Consider the following 21,527-nt stretch of genomic DNA (forward strand, 5'->3'; position numbering starts at 1 on the left):
GTATTAGGTAAATTGCGTCACTTCACACGTCGTCGACATCCATCGTCGAGACAGCCAGGGGAATGTGTCGTGCGTATTCTGCTTGTTGGGGATGCAGCCAGCCTGCCGGCCGAGCTGACCGAATTCATTGCCGATCTTGGGGAAGACTGGCAGCCGCTGACCGCCACTGATGGCCAGACCGCGATGACCGCGGTGGCTACGCAGGGCGTGGATGCGGTGATCGTCTGCCCGCAGCTGCCGGACCTCAATGCCACCACGCTGCTGGGCCAGATCCGGACCTTGCGCCCGGAAACCATCCGCATTGCGCTGGTGGATGCCCAGCATGGCAACCGGCCGCCGCCGGCACGCCTGATCGGTGTCGCCCACCGTTTCCTGCCGTTGCCACTGGCACCGGAAGTGCTGCTGGAGGCACTGACCAGCCTGGAAGAGCTGCGCGAAGTACTGGACAGCCCACGCCTGCGCGATGCCATCGGCCGTATCGAGAAGCTGCCCTCGCCGCCGCACCTGTACCTGAGCCTGACCCAGGCGCTGGAGCATGACGACGACGCTGACAGCGCCGACGTCGCCAAGCTGGTGGCGGCCGACCCGGCCATTGCCGCGAAGGTGCTGCAGCTGTCGAACTCGGCGTTCTTCAGCCAGGGACGCACCATCGCTGACCTGCGCACGGCCGTGACCCGCCTGGGCCTGTCGACGCTGCGCGACCTGGTGCTGGCCAGCGAGGTGTTTTCCGCACCCACGTTGTCCACCGCCGAACGCAATTCGCTGCAGCAGCGCGCCCTGCTCGCCTCGCGCCTGGCCGCGCGCCTGCTGCCCGAATCCAGTGCCGAACTGGGCGCGACCGCCGCCCTGCTGGCCGACATCGGCCTGCTGCTGCCCGGCGTACGCAACGAGCGCAGCGAACCGTCGCTGGCCGGTGACACCCGCCCCGGCCATGCCGAGGCCGGCGCCTACCTGCTGGGCCTGTGGGGCCTGCCGATGCCGATCATCGAAGCGGTTGCCTTCCACCTGCAGCCGCAGCGCGCCAATACGCGCAGCTTCTGGGTGACCGGTGCGGTGCATGTGGCGCTGGCGCTGGTCAACGGCGATCCGGTGGATGAGGACTACCTGCAGCGCGCAGGTGTACTCAACAGGCTGCCGCAGTGGCGCGAGCATGCCAATGCGTTGATGGGACTGGTACCCAGCGAGGCCTGAGCTGTCAACGCAGGAACAACCTCGAAGGCGCGCCCAAAGGCGCGCCTTTTTTTGCATCAGCGCGCGCCGCAGGCGTCCTGCACGCAGTGGCGATACTGCAGATCGCACATGACCTTCGAATTGCCTGCAGCCAGGCATTGCTGGCGCAGCTCTTCGCAGTACAGCCCGCCCCCACAGACGCCACCGGTCTGGGCGAACACCGCACCCACCAATGTTGCATAGATCAGTGCAGCAGCAGACAGTTTGTGCAACAGCGTGCTCTTCATCACTCTCTCCATGTGCAAGTGTCCGCAAGTGGACCCAGCAACTGTGTTGATTACGACACGACAGGAACGTGACTCTGCTCACCTTCCACGACATTTCGGAATTCCCCTACAAAAAAAGAGGGCGGACCTTGCGGTCCGCCCTCCCGGTATTGCTATCGCACTTCGAACGATCAGAAGCGCTGGGTGTACTTCATGTACAGGAAGCGACCGACGTCGAAGCCACCGTAGTAGGCGAAGCTCGAGTTCGGCGCCGAGTACTGCAGCGCACCGCGGTGATCGAACACGTTGTTCGCACCCAGGGCGATGGTGGCATCCCACGGAGCCTTCCAGCTGACCTGCACGTCGTGGAAGGTGTTGGAGCCGGTGTGGCGCAGCGGATCCGGCTCACCATTGGCGTAGTGGTTCGGGGCGTCGCACCATGCGTCGTCGATGCAGCTTTCCTTCATGCCCGAGTAGTAACGAGCAGTCCAGTTGACACCGAAGTCACCCAGCTCCCAGTTCACGCCCAGGTTCGAACGGACGCGGAACAGGCCCGGCTCACCAACGCGACCGATGGTGATGTTCTCACCCTTCTTGTTCTGGCCGGCTTCGTCGTACTTGGCCAGGTAGCTGGTCTGCCAGTCGATGCTGAACTTGCCGATCGACAGTTCCGGCAGGCGGTACTTGACACCCAGGTCGTAGCCTTCGGTCTCCATCGAGCCGAGGTTGGCCAGGCCGTAGGTCAGCGCCTCGATATGGCCATCGGCGGCACGGGTGACGCCTTCACAGCGAGCTGCGTTGCCCAGCACGTAGCAGTCACGCAGGATGCGATCAACGCTGTCAGCGATGATCATGTTCTTCAGCTCGTAGCGGTACCAGTCGAGCGAGATGTCCAGGCCCTGCACCCAACGCGGGCTCCAGACCAGGCCAACCGTCTTGCTCTTGGAGGTTTCCGGCTTCAGAGCCGAATTCGAACCGCTGACGAACTGGTCCGGGGTCGCGCACGGGAAGGTGCTGCAAGGCGCGAAGCCCTGGCCGACCTGCACGTAGTTGGCCGGCACGCCAGCCCCGGCGCAGGCAGCATTGCCAGCGACGTTGCCCGGCGAGGTCGAACCGCACGGATCGGTGTAACGCTCGAAGCTCGAGTTGGTGCCGCCGTACAGATCGTCGACGGTCGGCGCGCGGAAGCCTTCGGCGTAGGTACCGCGGACCAGCAGCTCTTCGATCGGGCGCCACACCAGGCCGAACTTCGAGTTGATCGTGTCACCGAAGTTGCTGTAGTCGGAGTAGCGGCTGGCGACGTTGAAGGTCAGTTCCTTGGCAAACGGCAGGTCCGACAGGATCGGCACGTTCAGTTCCAGGTAGAACTCATCCAGCGAGTAGTTGCCCGAGGTGGTGGTCGACGCCAGGCCGGTCGACTGGCCCGACTGACGGAAGGCGTCCGGCACGAAGCGGCCTTCTTCCTTGCGGTGCTCGTAGCCCATGGCCACGCCCAGGTCACCGGCCGGCAGCTCGAACAGCGAACCGGACAGGTTGGCGGTGTAGCTGGTGGTCTTGGTCACACCGGTGTCGGTGTAGGTCGGGAACAGGAAGTTCTGCAGATCACGGTCGGCAAGCGAGCCCTGGCCGTTGACGCCATACGGCAGCAGCGGGTTCCACGGACGGCACTGGCTCAGCGGGATCGGCTTGGCAGAAGTACCGCACTGGGCAACACCCTGGCCATTGATGAACGACTGGCCCAGTGCCTGACGCGAGGCGATCAGGCTCATGTCGCCGTAGCCGGTCTTGGTCAGCTCATTGCGGTTCCACAGCGCACCGACGTCCCAATCCCAGGTCTTGCCGGCGAATTCGAAGAAGCCGCTCAGGCTCGGCGCAAAGCGCAGGGTCTTGAGGTCGCTCTTGGTGGTACGCGGCACTTCCCACAGGCGGCGACGGAACTCGACGTCCTGACCGATCGGGTTGAACGCGCTGTCCTTCGACAGCGGGGTACCGAACGACAGCGACTGGTACGGGTAACCCGCGATCTGCTGGTCGGTGGTGCGCTGGTTGTACAGCACGTCAGCATTGAAGGTGATCGAGTCGGCCAGATCGTAGCTGCCGTTGACGTACACGGACTTACGCTCGATGCCGGTCTGCACCATCATCTGCTGGTTGGCATTGGAGTACTCGGCCGGGGTCAGCTGGTGGTAGTCGGCCGCATTCTTCGGGTCACCGCCCGGATTCAGGGTCATCCACTCCGGCTGCGGCTGGCCTGCAGCGCGCGGCTTGCAGTCGCCCCACACGCGCGGGTCGCACCAGGTGCTGTTCTGGCTCAGCGGGCTCCAATCACCGGAGGTGGTGTTCGGGCCCAGGCCGCCGTCGCGGCTGAACCAACGATCCTTCGCCCACACCGGATCCTGCTTGGAGTATTCGGCCGACAGGGTCACGCCGCCACGCTCGCCTTCGGAGCCGAGGGTGAACGAGTAGGTGTTGGTGTCGCCGTCGCCGCGGCCGTACTGGCCGACGTAGACGCTGGCTTCAGCACCGTCGAAGCGCTTGCGGGTGATCACATTGACCACGCCAGCGATGGCGTCCGAACCGTAGATGGCGGAGGCGCCATCCTTCAGCACTTCGATGCGCTCGACGGCGGCCATCGGAATCTGGCTCAGATCCTGGTAGCCGGCAGTGGTCGCGCCCAGGCGCTTGCCGTTCATCAGCACCAGGGTGCGCTGCGCGCCCAGGTTGCGCAGGTCGACGTAGTAGCCGCCAACGTTTTCGCCGGAGGACAGCGAGTCCGCACGGGAAATGGCCGGCGAACCTGCCGAGGTCAGGTTCTGCAGGACATCGGCGACGGTGGTGTAGCCCTGCTTTTCCAGGTTCTCACGGCTCAGGGTGAGGACCGGCTGCTGGGTCTCCATCGAGGCGCCGCGGATGCGCGAGCCCGTGATTTCGATGCGATCCAGGGTGGTCGCATCCTTTGCTTCCTGTGCAGAAGCAAAGGCGGGCGTCAGCGCCAACGCAATGCCAGCCGGCAGAAGGCCCAGCCGCACTGCGGGATTACGAACGTTCATCTATCTCTCCAAGGTACGTGTTAGCAGCGTGTTAAAACACCCCAGCACGTTACGATTGCGTTGCAGCGCTGTATTTGCGCGAACCAACCGGAGACTTTGCAGATTGTGGCGGCAGCAAGCCGCCGTTCTCCCTGAAGCGCGATGCGGACTGGCCGTAGCGGGCGCGGAACGCACGCGCGAAGCTGCAGCAGTTGTCGAAGCCACTGGCTGCAGCAACTTCGCCGACCATCATGTCGGTGTCACGCAGCAGGTCGGCAGCGCGCTCAAGGCGCAGCCGCGCCGAAAGCGACTGCGGGCTTTCCTCGTACAGGCTCTGGAAGGTCTTGGAGAGATACCAGCTGGAGAAGTTGGTCAGCTCGGCCAGTTCACCGATGCGCACCACGCGGTGGCTGTTGCCTTCCAGGTACAGGCGGGCGCGCTGCATGCGGCCGAACACCTGGCGCTTGCGGCTGCGCGAGCGCCCCGGGCAACGCTGCACATTGTCGGCCAGCCCACGCTGCAGGCCCGCCAGGTGCAGCAGCAGCGGGCGCAGTGCCTGTGCCGGCTGGCCACTGGCCAGCGCATCGCGCCACAGGCGCAGCGCAACGCGGGCATCGCCACGGTTCATGCGCCCACGCCCGGCATACAGACCGCAATCGGCCATCTCGGCCAGCACGCGCAGCGCTTCGACCGTCAGGTTCAGGCCAACGCACAAGCCGTTGCGACCGGCCTGCACCAGCGGCCGCGACTCCTTCTCGAAGGCGATCCACTCGCCCTGGCGCAAGCGGAAGCGTCCTTCCTTGGCTTCCACCCAGGAGCTGCCGCGCACCTGCATCCACACAGTGAAGCTGCTGCCTGCGGTCTGCAGGCTGCCGAGCCGGGCCACGCCCAGGCAGGTCGGCGCAGCATCGTCGAGCGACCGGTCCAGAGAGACGGTTTGGCCGCGATCGGCCAGCGAGAGTTGACGCATGGGGGCACCACGGATTTGCCTAGTACAGGCCTCCGTTTTGCCAAATCAGGCGGCACCACGTCAGGAAAGTCAGACGAGATCGCCACGAATTCGCGGCGAGGTCGCCACGAAGAAATTACGAAGGCCCATTTCCGTTGAACAACAACAACTTGGAGAACGCCGGAAGCAGCGTCGGCGAGCGCTCGGGCAAACGCATCACACCGATGTCGGCACCGTCGCTGACCGCCATTGCCACGAACAGGGTGCGCCCATCAGCGCCGGCACTCAGCCCGTTGCCGGCACTGAGGCGTTCCGCATCCAGGCAGCGTTCCGGTTCCTCGCGCCCGGCCTGGATCAGCACCAGTGTCGTACCGCAGCGGGTGGACGTACCGAGATAGCCGATCGCACTGTTGCCGGCCACGGTCCAGGCCCGGTACCGCCACCGGCTGGGCTGGTCATCGCTGATCTGCTGCACGCTGCCTGGCGCCAGCGCCGCATCCACCGACCACAGGCCACCTGCCGCCAGGCGGGTGAACAGCACTCGCCCGCTGCTGCGATCGAACCGCGCCTGAGACACGCCCTCGATGCTGGCAAGGCGGCGCCAAGGCTGCACGCTTCGATCAAACAGGCTCAGCCGCGTCTGTTGCTGGTCATCGCGCTCGACTACCAGCAGCTGGTCCGGGTTTGCGCCGTACAGTGCCTGCAGCGGCTGCTCCGACGGTACCGGCAACGGCTGGACGCGTTCGTCACGCGGTGCGATCTCATAGACCACCGTGCGTCCGTGTTCGTCGCGCCCGACCACCAGCAACCGCCGGCTGTCGGCCGACCAGTCCGGTGCCTGACGTGCCTCAGGCCGCAATCCTTCGATAGGCCGCAGCGAATCGGGGCGCTCCATGTCCGCCCACCACAGCGCGAAGCTGCCTGAACGATCGGACGTGAACACCAGTTGGCGTCCATCCGGCGCCGCCATCGGCTGCCCATCCCGGCCGCTGGACGCAAACAGACGCTGCGGGGGTGAACCGCCCTCCATCGGCACCTTGAAGATGCCGAACTGCGCGCGGCGGTGAACGAAGGCCAGCATGCCCGCGCGGCGCGCCGTCGCCGGCCATTGTGCGTCGTCGAGCCCGGCGTCGCGCAGCGTGCGGCTCTCGACGTCCAGGTAGTACAGGCGCACCTCACTGTCGACACGGCGTCCAAACACGATCGTCCGGCCATCACGCAACCAGGCCCAGCCACGCAGTTCAGCGGCCTCGTTGGTCAGCTGCTCGGGCGTGCCACCCGCGGCCGGCATGCGCCACAGGTCGCCCAGCTGCGGATTGCGCACGAATACCAGCCACTTGCCATCAGGCGAGTAGCGCGGCGCATAGTCGAAGTCATCCTCGGCGACACCGTAGTCCAGCGCCTCCCATTGGCCACTGGCCAGATCAAGCTTGCGGATGCCGCGATGGGCATAGCGCCCCACCATGCTGCCGAAGACCAGGCCACGGCCGTCCGGCGTCCAGTCGAAACTGAGCAGCTCGGTGCCATCGCACCGTGTGGCCTGGCGCAGGGCACCACCGGTCGCGCTGGCGATCAGCACCTGGCAACCGCCGTTGTTGCTGAACCGCGCGAAGGCGATCTCGCGTCCATCCGGCGACCAGCTCGGGAAGCGATCGACCGAGCCGGCCGGCGGAGCCAGCAGCTGCCGCGCAGGCGCGTTGCCGGAGGTCTGCACCTTGATCGCGCCACCGCCCTGCCCGTCTTCGTTGGCGCCCTCATAGGCCACCAATGAACCATCGGGTGAAAGCGTGGGATAGGTTTCAAAGCCGCTGGTCGCGGTGATCAACCGATAGGGACGCTGCGGGCTGCCGATCACGCGCGTGCCGTTCTCCACGGCCGCGTCCACAGCTGAACTGCTGGCCGGTGCCCGCCGCAGCAGCAGCGCGGTCAGCACCACCACCGTGGCCAGCATCAGCACGCCCAGCACCAGCAGTACGCGCCGGCGGACGTGGCGCCAGCGGCGGCGCGATGCCTGCACGTGTGGCGGCATCATCTCGGCGATGGCCATCGCCGGTTGCATGTCCACGATTTCGTCATCGGCTCCCGCGGGCGGCGCCGGCTCGACATCGTCCAGTACCTGCACCGGCACCAGCAGGCGATAGCCGGTCTTGGCGATGGTCTCGATATAGGCCTGGCCGTTGTCGTCGTCGTTGCTGAACGCCTTGCGCAGCTGGGTGACGGCCTGGGTAAGCACATCATTGGTCGGCAGCGTGTCCGGCCAGACTTCCGCGAACAGTTCATCGCGGGTGACAACACGCCCCGGCTGGCGCAGCAGCACACGCAGCACGCCCAGCGCCTTCGGCGTCAGCCGACGCGGGCGACGCGCACCCACGACCTCGACTTCGCGCGAGGACAGAGTGACAGTGCACTCTCCTATCCGGATCCGATCGAATCCGGGGGGCTGGTTTTCACTGCTGTTCATTTTCCGCTACACAGTAGAGACAGGTCCGGGGCAGCGTTTGCCTTCGATACCCTCCCGTCCTGGGAACAGCAAAAAGCCAGACTCCGCACAAAGCATCGGCGCATACCGCAAAAACAATGAAGCGGGCGAATACTAGCCTATGCGGGTTACCTCGCCTATCGCGTGGTCGACATCCAGGCTCTCTCTCGCCGACGCATTCACATAATTTGCTGCACCATTCGCGCCCTGCGGGGCGCGAAATTTTTATCTGGCGTTCATTTTCACATGCGCCGCAGCATGGTCAATCCAACCAGTCGCGAAACCACCAAAGCTACGTACATCACGCCTGAAAACTGCTCCAGCATGACCAAGGCGCGCGCCTGCGAATGCAGTGGCACAACGTCGCTCAAGCCAACACCCGAGAGCAAACTGAAGCTCAGATAAAGAAGCTCCATCCAGGTGCGCTGCGCGCCACCACCGGTGCCCTGGAAACTGCCCGGATACCATTGCTGGCACACGGCGAAAGCAAACGCGAAGGCCCACGCCAGCAACGTGAATGTCGCACCTGCTGCGAACAGTTCATCGCGGGTGACTTTATGGTCCTGGAGCATGTAGGCGATGAGCGCACCGGCCGTATAGAAGTACAGCAGGCTTTCCAGCAGCTGCGCGGTGGTCAGCAGCGCACTGCGATCCAGCAGTGCGCCGGCCAGCGAGAACACCACCGAAGGAATGGCCAGCAGCAGTGCCAGCCAGGTGCCCAGCGGACTGCGCTGGACCACCCACAGCGCCAGGCCGAGTACCGCCATGCCGAACATGCCCAGTGCCGCACGGCCGCCGGCGGTGTCATCAAGTGCGGGATACAGCAGCACCGCGATCAACTGGGCACCCAGCAGCCAGGCCGAAGGATGGCGGCGGGCAATGGCCAGCCAGCGGGTGGTGATGGCAACGGGCATGGCGTCCTTCCCCAGGGTGATGGGCGGAGGATAGCCGGGAGCGACGTGATGAGCGGTAGTGCCGGCCACTGGCCGGCACTCTCCCGGTCCCACGCACGACGGAATGCCGGCCAGCGGCCGGCACTACCCGTTACACGTCAGCCCTGGTGATAGACCTCGGCGCCGGCCGCGCGAAACTCTTCCGACTTCTCCTTCATGCCGGCCTCGGCGTAGTCGCGCACGTCCTGGGTGATCTTCATCGAGCAGAAGTGCGGGCCGCACATCGAGCAGAAGTGCGCCAGCTTGTGCGCATCCTTCGGCAGGGTCTCATCATGGAATTCCTTGGCCTTCTCCGGGTCCAGCCCGAGATGGAACTGGTCTTCCCAGCGGAACTCGAAGCGTGCCTTGCTCAGCGCGTTGTCGCGCACCTGTGCGCCGGGGTGTCCCTTGGCCAGGTCGGCCGCATGCGCGGCGATGCGGTAGGCCATGATGCCGTCGCGTACGTCCTGGCGGTTGGGCAGGCCGAGGTGCTCCTTCGGCGTCACGTAGCACAGCATCGCCGTACCGAACCAACCGATCATCGCCGCACCGATCGCGCTGGTGATGTGGTCGTAGCCCGGTGCGATGTCGGTGGTCAGCGGCCCCAGCGTATAGAACGGCGCTTCGCCGCATTCGCGCAGCTGCTTGTCCATGTTCTCCTTGATCAGCTGCATCGGCACGTGGCCGGGGCCTTCGATCATGGTCTGCACGTCGTGCTTCCAGGCGATCTTCGTCAGTTCGCCCAGCGTCTCCAGCTCACCGAACTGCGCAGCGTCGTTGGCATCGGCGATGCAGCCCGGGCGCAGGCCGTCACCCAGCGAGAAGGTCACGTCATAGGCCTTCATGATTTCGCAGATGTCTTCGAAATGCGTGTAGAGGAAGTTCTCCTTGTGGTGTGCCAGGCACCACTTGGCCATGATCGAGCCACCGCGGCTGACGATGCCGGTGACCCGCTTGGCGGTGAGCGGAACATAGCGCAGCAGCACGCCAGCGTGGATGGTGAAGTAATCCACGCCCTGCTCGGCCTGTTCGATCAGCGTGTCACGGAAAATTTCCCAGGTGAGCGCCTCGGCGCGGCCGTCGACCTTCTCCAGCGCCTGGTAGATCGGCACGGTACCGATCGCCACCGGCGAGTTGCGGATGATCCACTCGCGGGTCTCATGGATGTGCTTGCCAGTGGACAGGTCCATCACCGTGTCACCGCCCCAGCGGATCGCCCACACCAGCTTCTCCACCTCCTCGGCAATGCCCGAGGAAACAGCGCTGTTGCCGATGTTGGCGTTGATCTTGGTCAGGAAATTGCGGCCGATGATCATCGGCTCGCTTTCCGGATGGTTGATGTTGTTGGGCAGCACCGCACGGCCGCGGGCGATTTCGTCGCGCACGAACTCCGGGGTGATGATCTTCTGGATCGAAGCGCCGAACGCCTCGCCCGGGTGCTGCTGCAGCAGCCCGGCATCGCGGATCGCGTCCAGCCGCTGGTTCTCGCGGATGGCGACGAATTCCATTTCCGGCGTGATGATGCCGCGGCGCGCGTAGTGCATCTGGGTGACGTTGGCACCTGCACGCGCACGGCGAGGCAGGCTGCGCGCGGGGAAGCGCACCGCATCGAGCTTCGGGTCATGCTCGCGATCGCGACCGAACGAAGAGCTCAGTCCTTCCAGCCGCTCGGTATCACCGCGTTCTTCCACCCAGCCGCGACGCAGTGCCGGCAAACCAGCGGACAGATCGATGCGCACCTCCGGATCGGTGTACGGGCCCGACGTGTCGTAAACGGTCACCGGTGCATTCTCTTCGCCGCCGAACAAGGTCGGCGTGCGGGTCAGCGCGATCTCGCGCATCGGCACCTGCAGATCCGGGCGTGAACCGGGCACGTGGATCTTGCGCGAGCCGGGAATGGGCCGGGTCACGGATTCGGAGAGTTGCTGGGCCTGTTGCTGCAGGGCGGAGAGCTGTGCGTTCATCGGGCATCGTCCAGGAAGGTCAGGGACGAAGCGGCGGCGCACTGCTGCCGCGCCCGGACGGTCCTTGGGCGGAGTCCGGGCATGGCTGCACTACAAAGCTTCCCTACGCCGGTATGAGCCGGATCAGGTTCCAAGGGACTGTCTCAACCGTGGCCACATGGCCGCGGTACCCCCGCTTCTTGGTGTGCATTAGAGCATAGAACGCACTGCAGCTCCTGGCTGTTCCATCCACGCACGGCGTGGATCCGCTGTTTCTGTATTAACAGAACCGTGACATCGCATTCAGTAACGTGCACACGCATCGTGCCGCTGCGGCCGGTGTTTCCCCGCCGCCTTCGCGGCCCCTGCCCGGTCTGTGCTGCATGTCGCCGGCCCCTCGCAGCAAGCTCTGCTCGCTCCCCTCAATCCCTTGATCGGAGAAGCTCCTTCATGGTGTTTCGCGTTTCCATCGCACTGGTTCTGCTTCTGGTGCTGCTTGCCGGTGTTGCACCCGGCCCCTTCAATACCGTGGTGCAGTCGGTACTGGCCGATGTCATCCGCAGTGTCGGCTGGCTCTATCTTCTGGTCGTGTTCCTGGCACTGACGTTCCTGATGTATCTGGCATTCGGTCGCTTCGGCAACCTGCGCATCGGCGGTGAAGATGCCGAGCCGGAGTTCTCGCGCGCCAGCTGGATGTCGATGCTGTTCGCCGCCGGCATGGGCATCGGCCTGGTGTTCTGGGGCGCCGCCGAGCCGATTTCCCACTTCACCAAGCCTCCGGAAGGCCTCGCACCGCAGAGCATGGACGCGGCGCGGGCTTCGATGCGCTATGCATTCTTCCACTGGGGCCTGCACCCGTGGGCGATCTACGCGCTGATCGGCCTGGCCATGGCCTGGTTCCAGTTCAACCGCAATGGCCGTGGACTGGTCAGTGACATGCTGCAACCGATCATCGGCCGGCACCATCGCGGCTGGATCGGACGCGTGGTCAACATCGCCGCGGTTGTTGCCACTGCCATTGGCGTGGCCACCACGCTGGGCTTCGGCACCATCCAGATCGCTGCCGGCATGGAACGCGTGTTCGGCCTGCACGCGGGTGTGCCACTGCAGCTGACCATCATCGCCATCGCGTTCGTGCTGTACATGGCCTCCACCGCCAGCGGTGTCGAGCGCGGGGTGAAGTGGCTGTCCAACTTCAACCTTGCGCTGGCCGCGCTTCTTGCGGCCACCGTACTGGTGCTGGGTCCGACCGGATTCATCTTCGATACGTTCACCACCACACTGGGGTCGTACCTCAACCAGCTGGTGACGATGAGCCTGCGCATGTCGCCGTTCTCGGGCAGCACATGGGTGGCGGACTGGACCATCTTCTACTGGGCGTGGTGGATTTCCTGGGCCCCGTTCGTCGGCTCGTTCATCGCGCGCATCTCGCGTGGGCGCAGCGTCCGCGAGTTCGTCATCGGCGTCGTGCTGGCACCCACGGTGCTGGGCTTCTTCTGGTTCGCGGTGTTTGGTGGTACTGCGCTGTGGGCGCAGATCTTCGGCCACGCCGACCTGGTGCAGGCGCTGGGCAATGGCTATGAAACGGTGCTGTTCACCCTGTTTGACAGCATGCCGCTGCCCTTGCTGCTTTCCTGCATCGCACTGGTGCTGCTGATGATCTTCTTCGTGACATCAGCCGATTCGGCGGTGCTGGTACTGGCCAGCATGTCCACTGACGAGGCAGGCGATCCGCCGTTGAAGCGCAAGCTGGCCTGGGGCATCGCGGTGGCGCTGATTGCAGCGGCGTTGCTGCTGGCCGGTGGCCTGGATGCACTGCAGGGCATGATCACGATTGCGGCGTTGCCATTCGCGCTGCTGATGGTGCTGGTGATGGTGTCGCTGTACCGGGTGCTGGACCAGGAGTACACGCGCGAGCGGCGGCAGGCGCAGCGCCAGCGGCACATGATCGATGCGTGGATCGCGCGCGAGATGGCGGCGCAGGAGGAGACCCAGGCGGAGGCGGCGCGCGCGCACGATCAGGATTGAGTGGGTTTTGCAGCCTGCGGCTGCACCGCTCTTTCAAGCAAGTGCAAATTCAAAAGCCAGGGCAGCTCTGGGTTTCTGCTGGTTGGGCGGGGCGGTGTGGGTAGGCAGGACACGCCGTAAACCCGTCCCTGGGGGCTCGATGGCGCCATCCATGGCGCCAACGGTCCTGCCTACCCACACCGCCCCACCCCCGACAGGTTACGTGTGACGGTTGGTCCATCCACGCCATGCGTGGATGAGGTGTATCGGAAAACAAGAAGGGGTCGGATCCGTTTTCCTGTGGAAAACGGATCCGACCCCAACCCACAGCACGCGGCTGTTGCCGTTGCCTTTGTTCTTGATCTTCTTTTTTCTTTTCCTGCGGTGATGGCCACGGAAACTGTCAGGGGCCGGGCGGGTGGGCTGGGCGGGGGTGTCCGCGGCATGGATGCCGCGGCCAAGCCTCCAGGGACGGATTCACGGCGTCCCCCGACCAGCCCACCCGCCCGGCCCAATCACATGATCCCGCTTCCACGAACCATCACCGCGGAGGGGGCTGCGCCCGGTGGCCGGGAAACCTCAATACCCCGCCGCCTGCCCATCCTTTCGACTCTCAGACGCACCGTAGTAAACGCCGGATTCCGGATCACGCATGATCGCCTGATACCCACCGTACGGACCGTCGGCGAACACGATGCGATGCCCCTTGCGCATCAACGCACGCACCGTTTCATACGGGAAGCCGGTTTCCAGATTCACTTCACCACCGTCGGTCATCGCCGTGGCCTGACCTGTCGGTTCAGTCGAGCCCTCGTGCTGGATGCGCGGTGCATCACCGGCCTCCTGCAGGTTCATGCCGAAGTCCACCAGGTTCATCACGATCTGCGCGTGGCCCTGCGGCTGCATCGCGCCGCCCATCACGCCGAAGCTGGCATACGGCTTGCCGCCCTTGGTGATGAACCCCGGGATGATCGTCTGGAACGGGCGCTTGCCCGGTGCATAGCCGTTGGGATGATTCTTCTGCAGCACGAACATCTCGCCACGATCCTGCAGGATGAAGCCCAGCCCCGGCGGCGCCATGCCGCTGCCCATGCCGCGGTAATTGGACTGGATCAACGACACCATCATGCCGTCGGCGTCAGCCACGGTCATGTAGATGGTGTCGCCCTCCTCCAGCTGCTTCGGCGTGCCCGGTTGCACTTCCTTCAGCGCCTTGTCCATCGAAATCAGCGCGCGGCGCTGTGCGGCGTAGTCCTTGGAAATCAGCTTCTGCACCGGCGCCGGCTGGAACGCCATGTCGGCATAGAAGCGCGCGCGATCGGCGAAGGCCAGCTTCTTCGCTTCAACGAACAGGTGCACATGCTCCGGTGAACCGAAGGGAATCTTCGAGAAGTCGTAGCCTTCCAGCACGTTGAGGATCTGCAGCGCGGCGATGCCCTGGCTGTTCGGCGGCAGCTCCCACACGTCGTAGCCACGGTAGTTGCTGCTGACCGGTTCGACCCACTCACCGTGGTGGTCAGCCATGTCCTGGTAGCTCAGGTAGCCACCGTTGGCCTTGAAATAGTCGCCGATGGTGCGGGCGATATCGCCCTTGTAGAAGGCATCACGGCCGCCGTCGGCGATCTTCTGCAGCGTACTGGCCAGATTCGGGTTCTTCCACATCTCACCCTTGCGCGGGGCGTGGCCATTGATCGTGAACTGCTCCTTGAAGCCCGGATACTGCGACAGCTTGGGCACCGAGCGGTCCCAGTAGTAGGCGATCACTTCAGCCACCGGGTGACCGTCGCGGGCATAGCGGATGGCCGGGGCCAGGTTGTCGGCCATCGGCTTGCGGCCGAAACGGTCGTGCAGGGCGAACCAGCCGTCGACCGCACCAGGCACCGACACCGGCAGCGGGCCCGTGGCGGGAATCTCCTTCAGGCCACGGCGCTGGAACTCGGCCAGAGTCAGCGACTTCGGCGAGCGGCCCGAGCCGTTGTAGCCGTAGAGCTTCTGCGTCTTCGGGTCCCAGACGATGGCAAACAGATCGCCGCCGATGCCGTTGCCGGTCGGCTCCATCAGGCCGAGTGCGGCGTTGGCGGCGATCGCCGCGTCCACCGCCGAGCCACCGCCCTTCATCACGTCCAGCGCGATCTGGGTGGCCAGCGGCTGCGAAGTGGCGGCCATGGCATGCGGGGCGATCACCTCCGAGCGGGTGGCGAAGGTTTGGCCGGTGATGCGGTCTGCGGCAAAGGACAGCGCGGGCACGGCAGCCAGCACGGCGGCAGCGAGCAGGGAACGGGCAAGGCGTCGGGACACGGTCGGGTTCCGATGGAAGGGTGGTTCCCGATCTTCGCCGCTGCGGCCTTCACGCGGTATCGGGCAGAGGTCATGGACGTTGATCCTGGGATGGGGTGCGGAAGCTCCGCACCCGCCAAGGCGAAAATCCGCCGGATTCCGCGCAAAAGCCGGCCTGAAAGGAGTGAATTGGGGTTCACTGAAACACTTTCAGCGGCAACCATCCTTGTGCCGCAAGCGATTGCGCTGGATGCACCGGAAACCGATGGAAAATCCGTTGCGAGGGTTGACAGCGCCGAAACGGCTGTGTTTCTCTCGATCACATGTTGCATCACAACACGCCACCGCGAACCCACATCGAAGCCGCCGATATCGGCGCCGCTTCGCTGCGTTCGATTCTTGTGCTCGTACTTATTACCCAACCAACAGGTGCGGGACGAGCCAGCGTGTAAGCAACAAACACACCGGAACTCTTCAAAAACCCGCACCCGCCCCGGTGCGGGTTTTTTCATTTCAGGACCTGGTTTCAGACGCAACCACCATGCACAACGCCGATCGCACAACCCGGACCTGCACCACCGCGACGCCTCGTGGTGGCTGTGCCTGTGCAACGCGCGGCGCCTCCTCCACCGCTTTCCCCTGACCGGCCGGCACGTCACCTCGACGACCGGCCGTTCTTTTTTCTTCCCACCGCAAGGAACCTCCCCCATGAGCACCAACGACCTGCCCCAGACCAAGATCGCCGTCATCGGCTACGGCAGCCAGGGCCGCGCCCACGCGCTGAACCTGCGTGAATCCGGCTTCGATGTGGTGGTAGGCCTGCGTCCGGGCGGCCCGACCGAAGCCAAGGCGCAGGCCGATGGCTTCACCGTGATCGCGCCCGCTGAAGCGGTGAAAGACGCCGACCTGGTCGCCGTGCTGACCCCGGACATGGTGCAGAAGAAGCTCTACAACGACGTGCTGGCGCCGAACATGAAGCAGGGCGCCTGCCTGCTGTTCGCGCATGGCCTGAACGTGCACTACGGCATGATCGAGCCGCGCGCCGACCTGGACGTGGTGCTGGTTGCGCCGAAGGGCCCGGGTGCGCTGGTGCGTCGTGAGTATGAGATCGGGCGCGGCGTACCGTGCATCTGGGCGGTCTACCAGGATGTCAGCGGCAAGGCTGCGCAGCACGCGCAGGCCTATGCGGCCGGCCTCGGCGGCGCTCGCGCCAACCTGATCCAGACCACCTTCAAGGAAGAGACCGAGACCGATCTGTTCGGCGAGCAGGCGGTGCTGTGCGGCGGTGCCTCGGCACTGGTGCAGGCCGGTTTCGAAACCCTGGTCGAAGCCGGTTACCAGCCGGAGATCGCCTATTACGAAGTGCTGCACGAACTGAAGCTGATCGTGGACCTGTTCTACGAAGGCGGCATCTCGCGCATGCTGGAGTTCATCTCCGAGACCGCGCAGTACGGCGACTACGTCAGCGGCCCGCGGGTGATCGACGCCGGCACCAAGGCGCGCATGAAGGAAGTGCTGAAGGACATCCAGGACGGCACCTTCACCAAGAACTGGGTGGCCGAGTACGAAGCGGGCCTGCCGAACTACAACAGGTTCAAGCAGGCCGACCTGGAGCACCCGATCGAGAAGGTAGGCAAGGAACTGCGCGCCAAGATGGTCTGGTTGCAAGGACAGGCCGCGTAACCGCGCGGCCCTCCCCCACCCGCTTTGCAAGGTTCCCCCATGAACTCTTCGACACATCGCAGCGCGCCGCCCAACGGCGCGCGCTGGCTGACCCAGGCGCTGGAGGCCGAAGGCGTCCGCACGCTGTTCGGCTATCCCGGTGGCACCATCATGCCGTTCTACGACGCGCTGGTGGATTCGTCGCTGAAGCACATCCTGGTACGCCATGAGCAGGGCGCGGCGCTGGCCGCCAACGGTTTTGCCCGCGCCAGCAACCAGGTGGGTGTCTGCGTGGCCACCTCCGGCCCGGGCGCCTCCAACCTGGTCACCGGCATTGCCGATGCGATGCTGGATTCGGTACCGATGGTCTGCATCACCGGTCAGGTCGGCACGCCGCTGCTGGGCACCGACGCCTTCCAGGAACTGGATGTGTTCGGCCTGACGATGCCGATCGTCAAGCACAGCTGGCTGGTGCGCAGCGTCGATGACCTGCCGCGCGTGGTGGCCGATGCGTTCCGCATTGCCCGTGAGGGTCGCCCAGGCCCGGTGCTGATCGACCTGCCCAAGGATGTGCAGCTGGCCGATGCCAGCCATCTGCCGGCGCATGTGCCCAGCAGCGTCGAACCGCCGCCGGCGCCGGCCGAGGCCGCCATCGCCGAGGCCATCGCCGCGCTGGCGGCGGCCGAGAAGCCGGTGGTCTACACAGGTGGTGGCATCGCCCTGGGCGATGCCGTGCAGGACCTGCGCGACTTCGTCGAGGCCAGTGCCATCCCCACCGTAATGACCCTGCGCGGCCTGGGTGCACTGCCGGCCCACCATCCGCAGTCGCTGGGCATGCTGGGCATGCACGGCACCCGCGCGGCCAACATGGCGGTGCAGGAAAGCGACCTGCTGCTGGTGCTGGGTGCGCGCTTCGATGACCGTGCCACCGGCAAGCTGGCCGAGTTTGCACCGTTCGCCCGCGTCGTCCACATCGACGCCGACGCCTACGAGATCTCCAAGCTGCGCAGCGCCGACGTCGCCGTGCCCGGCAACGTCGGCCATGCCATCCGCGCCCTGCGTGCGGCCTTCCCCTCCCCCAAGGCCCACCAGGACGCATGGCGCAAGCGCTGTGCACAGCATCGTGATCGTTTCGCTGCGCGTTACGACGCCCCCGGCCAGCATATCTACGCCCCGGCGCTGCTGAAGCGCCTGAGCGAGCTGGCACCGGCCGATGCAGTGATCGCCTGCGATGTCGGCCAGCACCAGATGTGGGTCGCCCAGCACTGCCGTTTCAACCACCCGCGCAATCATCTGACCAGTGGCGCGCTGGGCACCATGGGCTTTGGCCTCCCGGCCGCGATGGGTGCGCAGTTCGCCTGCCCCGATCGCACCGTGGTGCTGGTCTCCGGCGACGGCAGCTTCATGATGAACGTGCAGGAGCTGGCCACCATCGCGCGTTGCCGCCTGCCGGTGAAGATCGTGCTGCTGGACAACAGTTCGCTGGGCATGGTGCGGCAGTGGCAGGAGCTGTTCTTCGCCGAGCGTTACAGCGAGATCGACCTGTCCGACAACCCGGACTTCGTGGCACTGGCGCAGGTGTTCGGCATCGCCGCCACCCGCATCGACAACCGCGACGACGTGGAGGGCGGCCTGGCCGCACTGCTGGCCGAACCAGGCCCGGCGCTGCTGCACGTGGCCATCGATGCACGCGCCAACGTGTGGCCGCTGGTGCCGCCGAACACCGCCAACAGCACGATGCTGGAAAGCAATCCCGCCCACGCCCGCCAGGAGACCCCCAATGCAATACCGGCTTGACCTGGTGCTGCACCCGGCCGAAGGCGCGCTGCTGCGCGTGATCGGCATGGCCGAACGCCGTGGCTTCGCGCCGCGTGCGATCAGTGGTGCGCCGGTGGCCGCCGACGATGGCCGCTGGCACCTGCAGCTGGTGGTGGATGGCCAGCGTCCGGCGGAAACGCTGTGCCGGCAGATCGAGAAGATCTACGACTGCGTGTCCGTGCAGGTCACCGCCGTGGAAGGAGCATCCGTATGAACACCCGTACCGTAGCGACCACGGTGCCGGTACGGAGGCGTCTTCTTCGCCGCCCGCGCCCGCATGCGGCGGTCTTCTGCACTGCGCTGGTGGCCCATGCCGGCCGCTGACACCAGCCAGGAAAGCGATGTCGGCGACGTAAGCGTCGCCGACGTACTGGCGGCGCAGGCTCGTCTGCGCCGCTTCCTGCCGCCCACCCCGCTGCACCATGCCGAGCGCTTCGGCACCTGGCTGAAACTGGAAAACCTGCAGCGCACCGGCTCCTACAAGGTACGCGGTGCATTGAACGCGCTGCTGGCCGGCCGCGAGCGCGGCGACACCCGGCCGGTGATCTGCGCCTCGGCCGGCAACCATGCCCAGGGCGTGGCGTGGGCGGCCTACCGCCTGGACGTGCCGGCCATCACCGTGATGCCGCACGGCGCACCGGCCACCAAGATCGCCGGCGTCGCCCACTGGGGCGCGACCGTGCGCCAGCACGGCACCAGCTATGACGAGGCCTACGCCTTCGCGGTCGAACTGGCACAACGCCACGGCTACCGCTTCCTGTCCGCGTTCGACGATGCCGATGTGATCGCCGGCCAGGGCACGGTCGGCATCGAGCTGGCCGCACACGCGCCGGACGTGGTGATCGTGCCGATCGGCGGCGGCGGGCTGGCCTCCGGCGTTGCGTTGGCACTGAAATCGCAGGGCGTCCGCGTCGTTGGCGCGCAGGTGGAAGGCGTCGATTCGATGGCCCGCGCGATCCGCGGTGACGTGCGCGAGATCGCCCCCGTTGCTTCGCTGGCCGACGGCGTGCGGGTGAAGATTCCCGGCTTCCTGACCCGCCGCCTGTGCACCTCGCTGCTGGACGACGTGGTGATCGTGCGCGAAGCCGAACTGCGCGAAACCCTGGTCCGCCTGGCACTGGAAGAACACATCATCGCCGAGGGTGCCGGTGCGCTGGCGCTGGCCGCCGGCCGCCGCGTCGCCGGCCGCCGCAAGTGCGCGGTGGTCTCCGGCGGCAACATCGATGCCGGCGTCCTCGCCGGCCTGCTCACCGACATCCGCCCGCGCCCACCACGCAAACCACGGCGACGGCGCAGCGAAACACCGCGCTCGCCCGCCAAGGCCAGCGCCATCGCTTCCCCCACCTCTTCCCCTTCCCCCCTGCAAGCCGTCGCACCCGCTGTCGAGGAGATTTCCCTGTGACCACCATCGAACGAATTACCACCCCGCGCATCCGCATCTTCGACACCACCCTGCGTGACGGCGAGCAGTCCCCCGGCTGCAGCATGAGCCCGCCGCAGAAGCTGGTGATGGCGCGTGCGCTGGACGAACTGGGCGTGGACATCATCGAGACCGGCTTCCCGGCCAGCTCGCAGTCCGACCGTGAGGCGATGGCACTGATCGGCCGCGAACTGCGCCGCCCGAGCCTGACCCTGGCGGTGCTGTCGCGCTGCCTGCAGGCCGACATCGAAACCTCCGCACGTGCGCTGGAGGCCGCTGCCAACCCGCGCCTGCACGTGTTCCTGTCGACCAGCCCGCTGCACCGCGAGCACAAGCTGCGGATGACCCGCGAGCAGGTACTGGAGTCGGTACGCAAGCACGTATCGCTGGCCCGGTCCTATATCGACGATGTCGAATTCTCGGCCGAGGATGCCACCCGCACCGAGCTGGACTACCTGATCGAAGTCGCGCGCGTGGCCATCGCTGCCGGCGCCACCACCATCAACCTGCCCGACACCGTCGGCTTCACCACGCCGGAAGAGATCCGCGCGATGTTCCAGCAGGTCATCGCCGGCGTCGCCGACGTGCCGAATGCCGCCAATGTGATCTTCAGCGCGCACTGCCACAACGACCTGGGCCTGGCCGTGGCCAACTCGCTGGCCGCCATCGAAGGCGGTGCACGCCAGGTCGAGTGCACCATCAACGGCATCGGCGAGCGCGCCGGCAACTGCTCGCTGGAAGAGATCGCGATGGTGCTGAAGGTGCGCCAGGCCTTCTACGAACAGGACAGCTCGATCAACACCCCGCGCATCGTCGGCACCTCACAGCTGCTGCAGCGCCTGGTCGGCATGCCGGTACAGCGCAACAAGGCCATCGTCGGTGCCAATGCCTTCGCCCACGAATCGGGCATCCACCAGCACGGCATGCTGCGTCATCGCGGCACCTACGAAATCATGCGTCCGGAAGACGTGGGCTGGGAGGATTCGCAGATGGTGCTGGGCCGCCACAGTGGCCGCGCCGCCGTCGAAGCGCGCCTGCGTGCGCTGGGCTTCTGGCTGGACGAAGACGAACTGAAGCTGGTATTCGAGCAGTTCAAGGGCCTGTGCGAACAGCAGCGCGTAGTCACCGATGCCGACCTGCAGACGCTGATGCAGGGCGGCTCCAACGCGCAGGGCTATCGCCTGGCGTCGATGACCATCAGCGACGTCGGCAGCCGCGCCAATGCGCTGGTGGAATTGTCCGACCCGGACGGCAACCGCGTGGCCGAGACCGCGCAGGGCGATGGCCCGGTCGATGCGCTGTTCGGCGCGCTGTCGGCCGCTACCGGCGTGCAGCTGATGCTGGACAGCTACCACGTGCACAGCGTCGGCATCGGCGCCGATGCGCGCGGCGAAGCCAATCTGAGCGTACGCCACGAGGGCGTGGAGTACGACGGCACCGGCACCAGCAAGGACATCATCGAAGCCTCCGCACTGGCCTGGCTGGATGTTGCCAACCGCCTGCTGCGCCAGCGCCAGGCTGCCGCCCACAGCAACACCGACGTTGCCACCCCCGCCACCGCCTGAGGACCCCGCC

14 protein-coding genes and 1 riboswitch are annotated in these 21,527 nt (G+C 65.8%); of the genes, 7 read left to right on the forward strand and 7 right to left on the reverse strand.

What is annotated here, in order from left to right; genetic code table 11:
- The first annotated feature begins 69 nt into the window (after positions 1-69).
- The gene (locus ACZK4Z_RS18740) at positions 70-1,191 is read left to right on the forward strand and encodes an HDOD domain-containing protein (protein WP_100446678.1); all 1,122 of its coding nucleotides are present in this window, start codon (positions 70-72) and stop codon (positions 1,189-1,191) included.
- Positions 1,192-1,247: 56 nt separating this feature from the next.
- Here ACZK4Z_RS18740 and ACZK4Z_RS18745 read toward each other — a convergent pair whose 3' ends face one another.
- The 6 genes from ACZK4Z_RS18745 to thiC all read right to left on the reverse strand — a co-directional run bounded on the left by ACZK4Z_RS18745 (position 1,248) and on the right by thiC (position 10,789).
- On the reverse strand, positions 1,248-1,457 hold the full coding sequence (locus ACZK4Z_RS18745) for a hypothetical protein (RefSeq protein WP_032128398.1): 210 nt from the start codon (positions 1,455-1,457) through the stop codon (positions 1,248-1,250).
- Positions 1,458-1,627: 170 nt separating this feature from the next.
- Entirely contained in the window at positions 1,628-4,486 is a 2,859-nt protein-coding gene (locus ACZK4Z_RS18750; RefSeq protein ID WP_125895002.1) for a TonB-dependent receptor, read from the reverse strand.
- Between the two features lie 49 nt (positions 4,487-4,535).
- The gene (locus ACZK4Z_RS18755; protein WP_032128400.1) at positions 4,536-5,435 is read right to left on the reverse strand and encodes a helix-turn-helix transcriptional regulator; all 900 of its coding nucleotides are present in this window, start codon (positions 5,433-5,435) and stop codon (positions 4,536-4,538) included.
- A 115-nt stretch (positions 5,436-5,550) separates the two neighbouring features.
- A complete protein-coding gene (locus ACZK4Z_RS18760) occupies positions 5,551-7,875 on the reverse strand; it encodes a winged helix-turn-helix domain-containing protein (RefSeq protein ID WP_107431606.1) in 2,325 nt (774 codons plus the stop codon).
- A 260-nt stretch (positions 7,876-8,135) separates the two neighbouring features.
- Positions 8,136-8,807 (reverse strand): ion channel, encoded by a 672-nt coding sequence (locus tag ACZK4Z_RS18765; protein WP_125895004.1) that lies wholly within the window; start codon positions 8,805-8,807, stop codon positions 8,136-8,138.
- Positions 8,808-8,944: 137 nt separating this feature from the next.
- Complete coding sequence (thiC, locus tag ACZK4Z_RS18770) at positions 8,945-10,789, reverse strand: phosphomethylpyrimidine synthase ThiC (RefSeq protein WP_071228157.1); 1,845 nt, start codon at positions 10,787-10,789, stop codon at positions 8,945-8,947.
- Positions 10,790-10,871: 82 nt separating this feature from the next.
- Positions 10,872-10,973: riboswitch (TPP riboswitch) on the reverse strand.
- Positions 10,974-11,218: 245 nt separating this feature from the next.
- On the opposite strand from thiC, the gene ACZK4Z_RS18775 reads away from it, so the two are divergent.
- Positions 11,219-12,796 carry a BCCT family transporter gene (locus ACZK4Z_RS18775; RefSeq protein WP_049400562.1) on the forward strand — a complete coding sequence of 526 codons (1,578 nt, stop codon included), beginning with the start codon at positions 11,219-11,221 and terminating at the stop codon, positions 12,794-12,796.
- 558 nt (positions 12,797-13,354) lie between these two features.
- Here the strand turns inward: ACZK4Z_RS18775 and ggt are convergent.
- On the reverse strand, positions 13,355-15,073 hold the full coding sequence (gene ggt, locus ACZK4Z_RS18780; RefSeq protein ID WP_293799347.1) for a gamma-glutamyltransferase: 1,719 nt from the start codon (positions 15,071-15,073) through the stop codon (positions 13,355-13,357).
- 687 nt (positions 15,074-15,760) lie between these two features.
- Between ggt and ilvC the strand changes: the two genes are divergently transcribed.
- The 5 genes from ilvC (at position 15,761) to ACZK4Z_RS18805 (ending at position 21,517) form a co-directional block, all read left to right on the forward strand.
- On the forward strand, positions 15,761-16,735 hold the full coding sequence (gene ilvC / locus ACZK4Z_RS18785) for a ketol-acid reductoisomerase (protein WP_032130453.1): 975 nt from the start codon (positions 15,761-15,763) through the stop codon (positions 16,733-16,735).
- A 39-nt stretch (positions 16,736-16,774) separates the two neighbouring features.
- Entirely contained in the window at positions 16,775-18,511 is a 1,737-nt protein-coding gene (gene ilvG / locus ACZK4Z_RS18790; RefSeq protein WP_478450984.1) for an acetolactate synthase 2 catalytic subunit, read from the forward strand.
- Positions 18,495-18,746 (forward strand): ACT domain-containing protein, encoded by a 252-nt coding sequence (locus ACZK4Z_RS18795; RefSeq protein WP_014038403.1) that lies wholly within the window; start codon positions 18,495-18,497, stop codon positions 18,744-18,746. Before ilvG ends, ACZK4Z_RS18795 begins: the two co-directional genes overlap by 17 nt.
- Before the next feature lie 96 nt (positions 18,747-18,842).
- Positions 18,843-19,934: a threonine dehydratase gene (locus ACZK4Z_RS18800; protein ID WP_032130451.1), complete on the forward strand. Its 1,092-nt coding sequence runs from the start codon at positions 18,843-18,845 to the stop codon at positions 19,932-19,934.
- Positions 19,931-21,517, forward strand: a complete 1,587-nt coding sequence (locus ACZK4Z_RS18805) for a 2-isopropylmalate synthase (protein ID WP_032130450.1) — start codon at positions 19,931-19,933, stop codon at positions 21,515-21,517. The genes ACZK4Z_RS18800 and ACZK4Z_RS18805 overlap by 4 nt, the downstream gene beginning before the upstream one ends.
- Positions 21,518-21,527: the final 10 nt, after the last annotated feature.

It is taken from the genome of Stenotrophomonas sp. 71799_Sma (assembly GCF_056482505.1).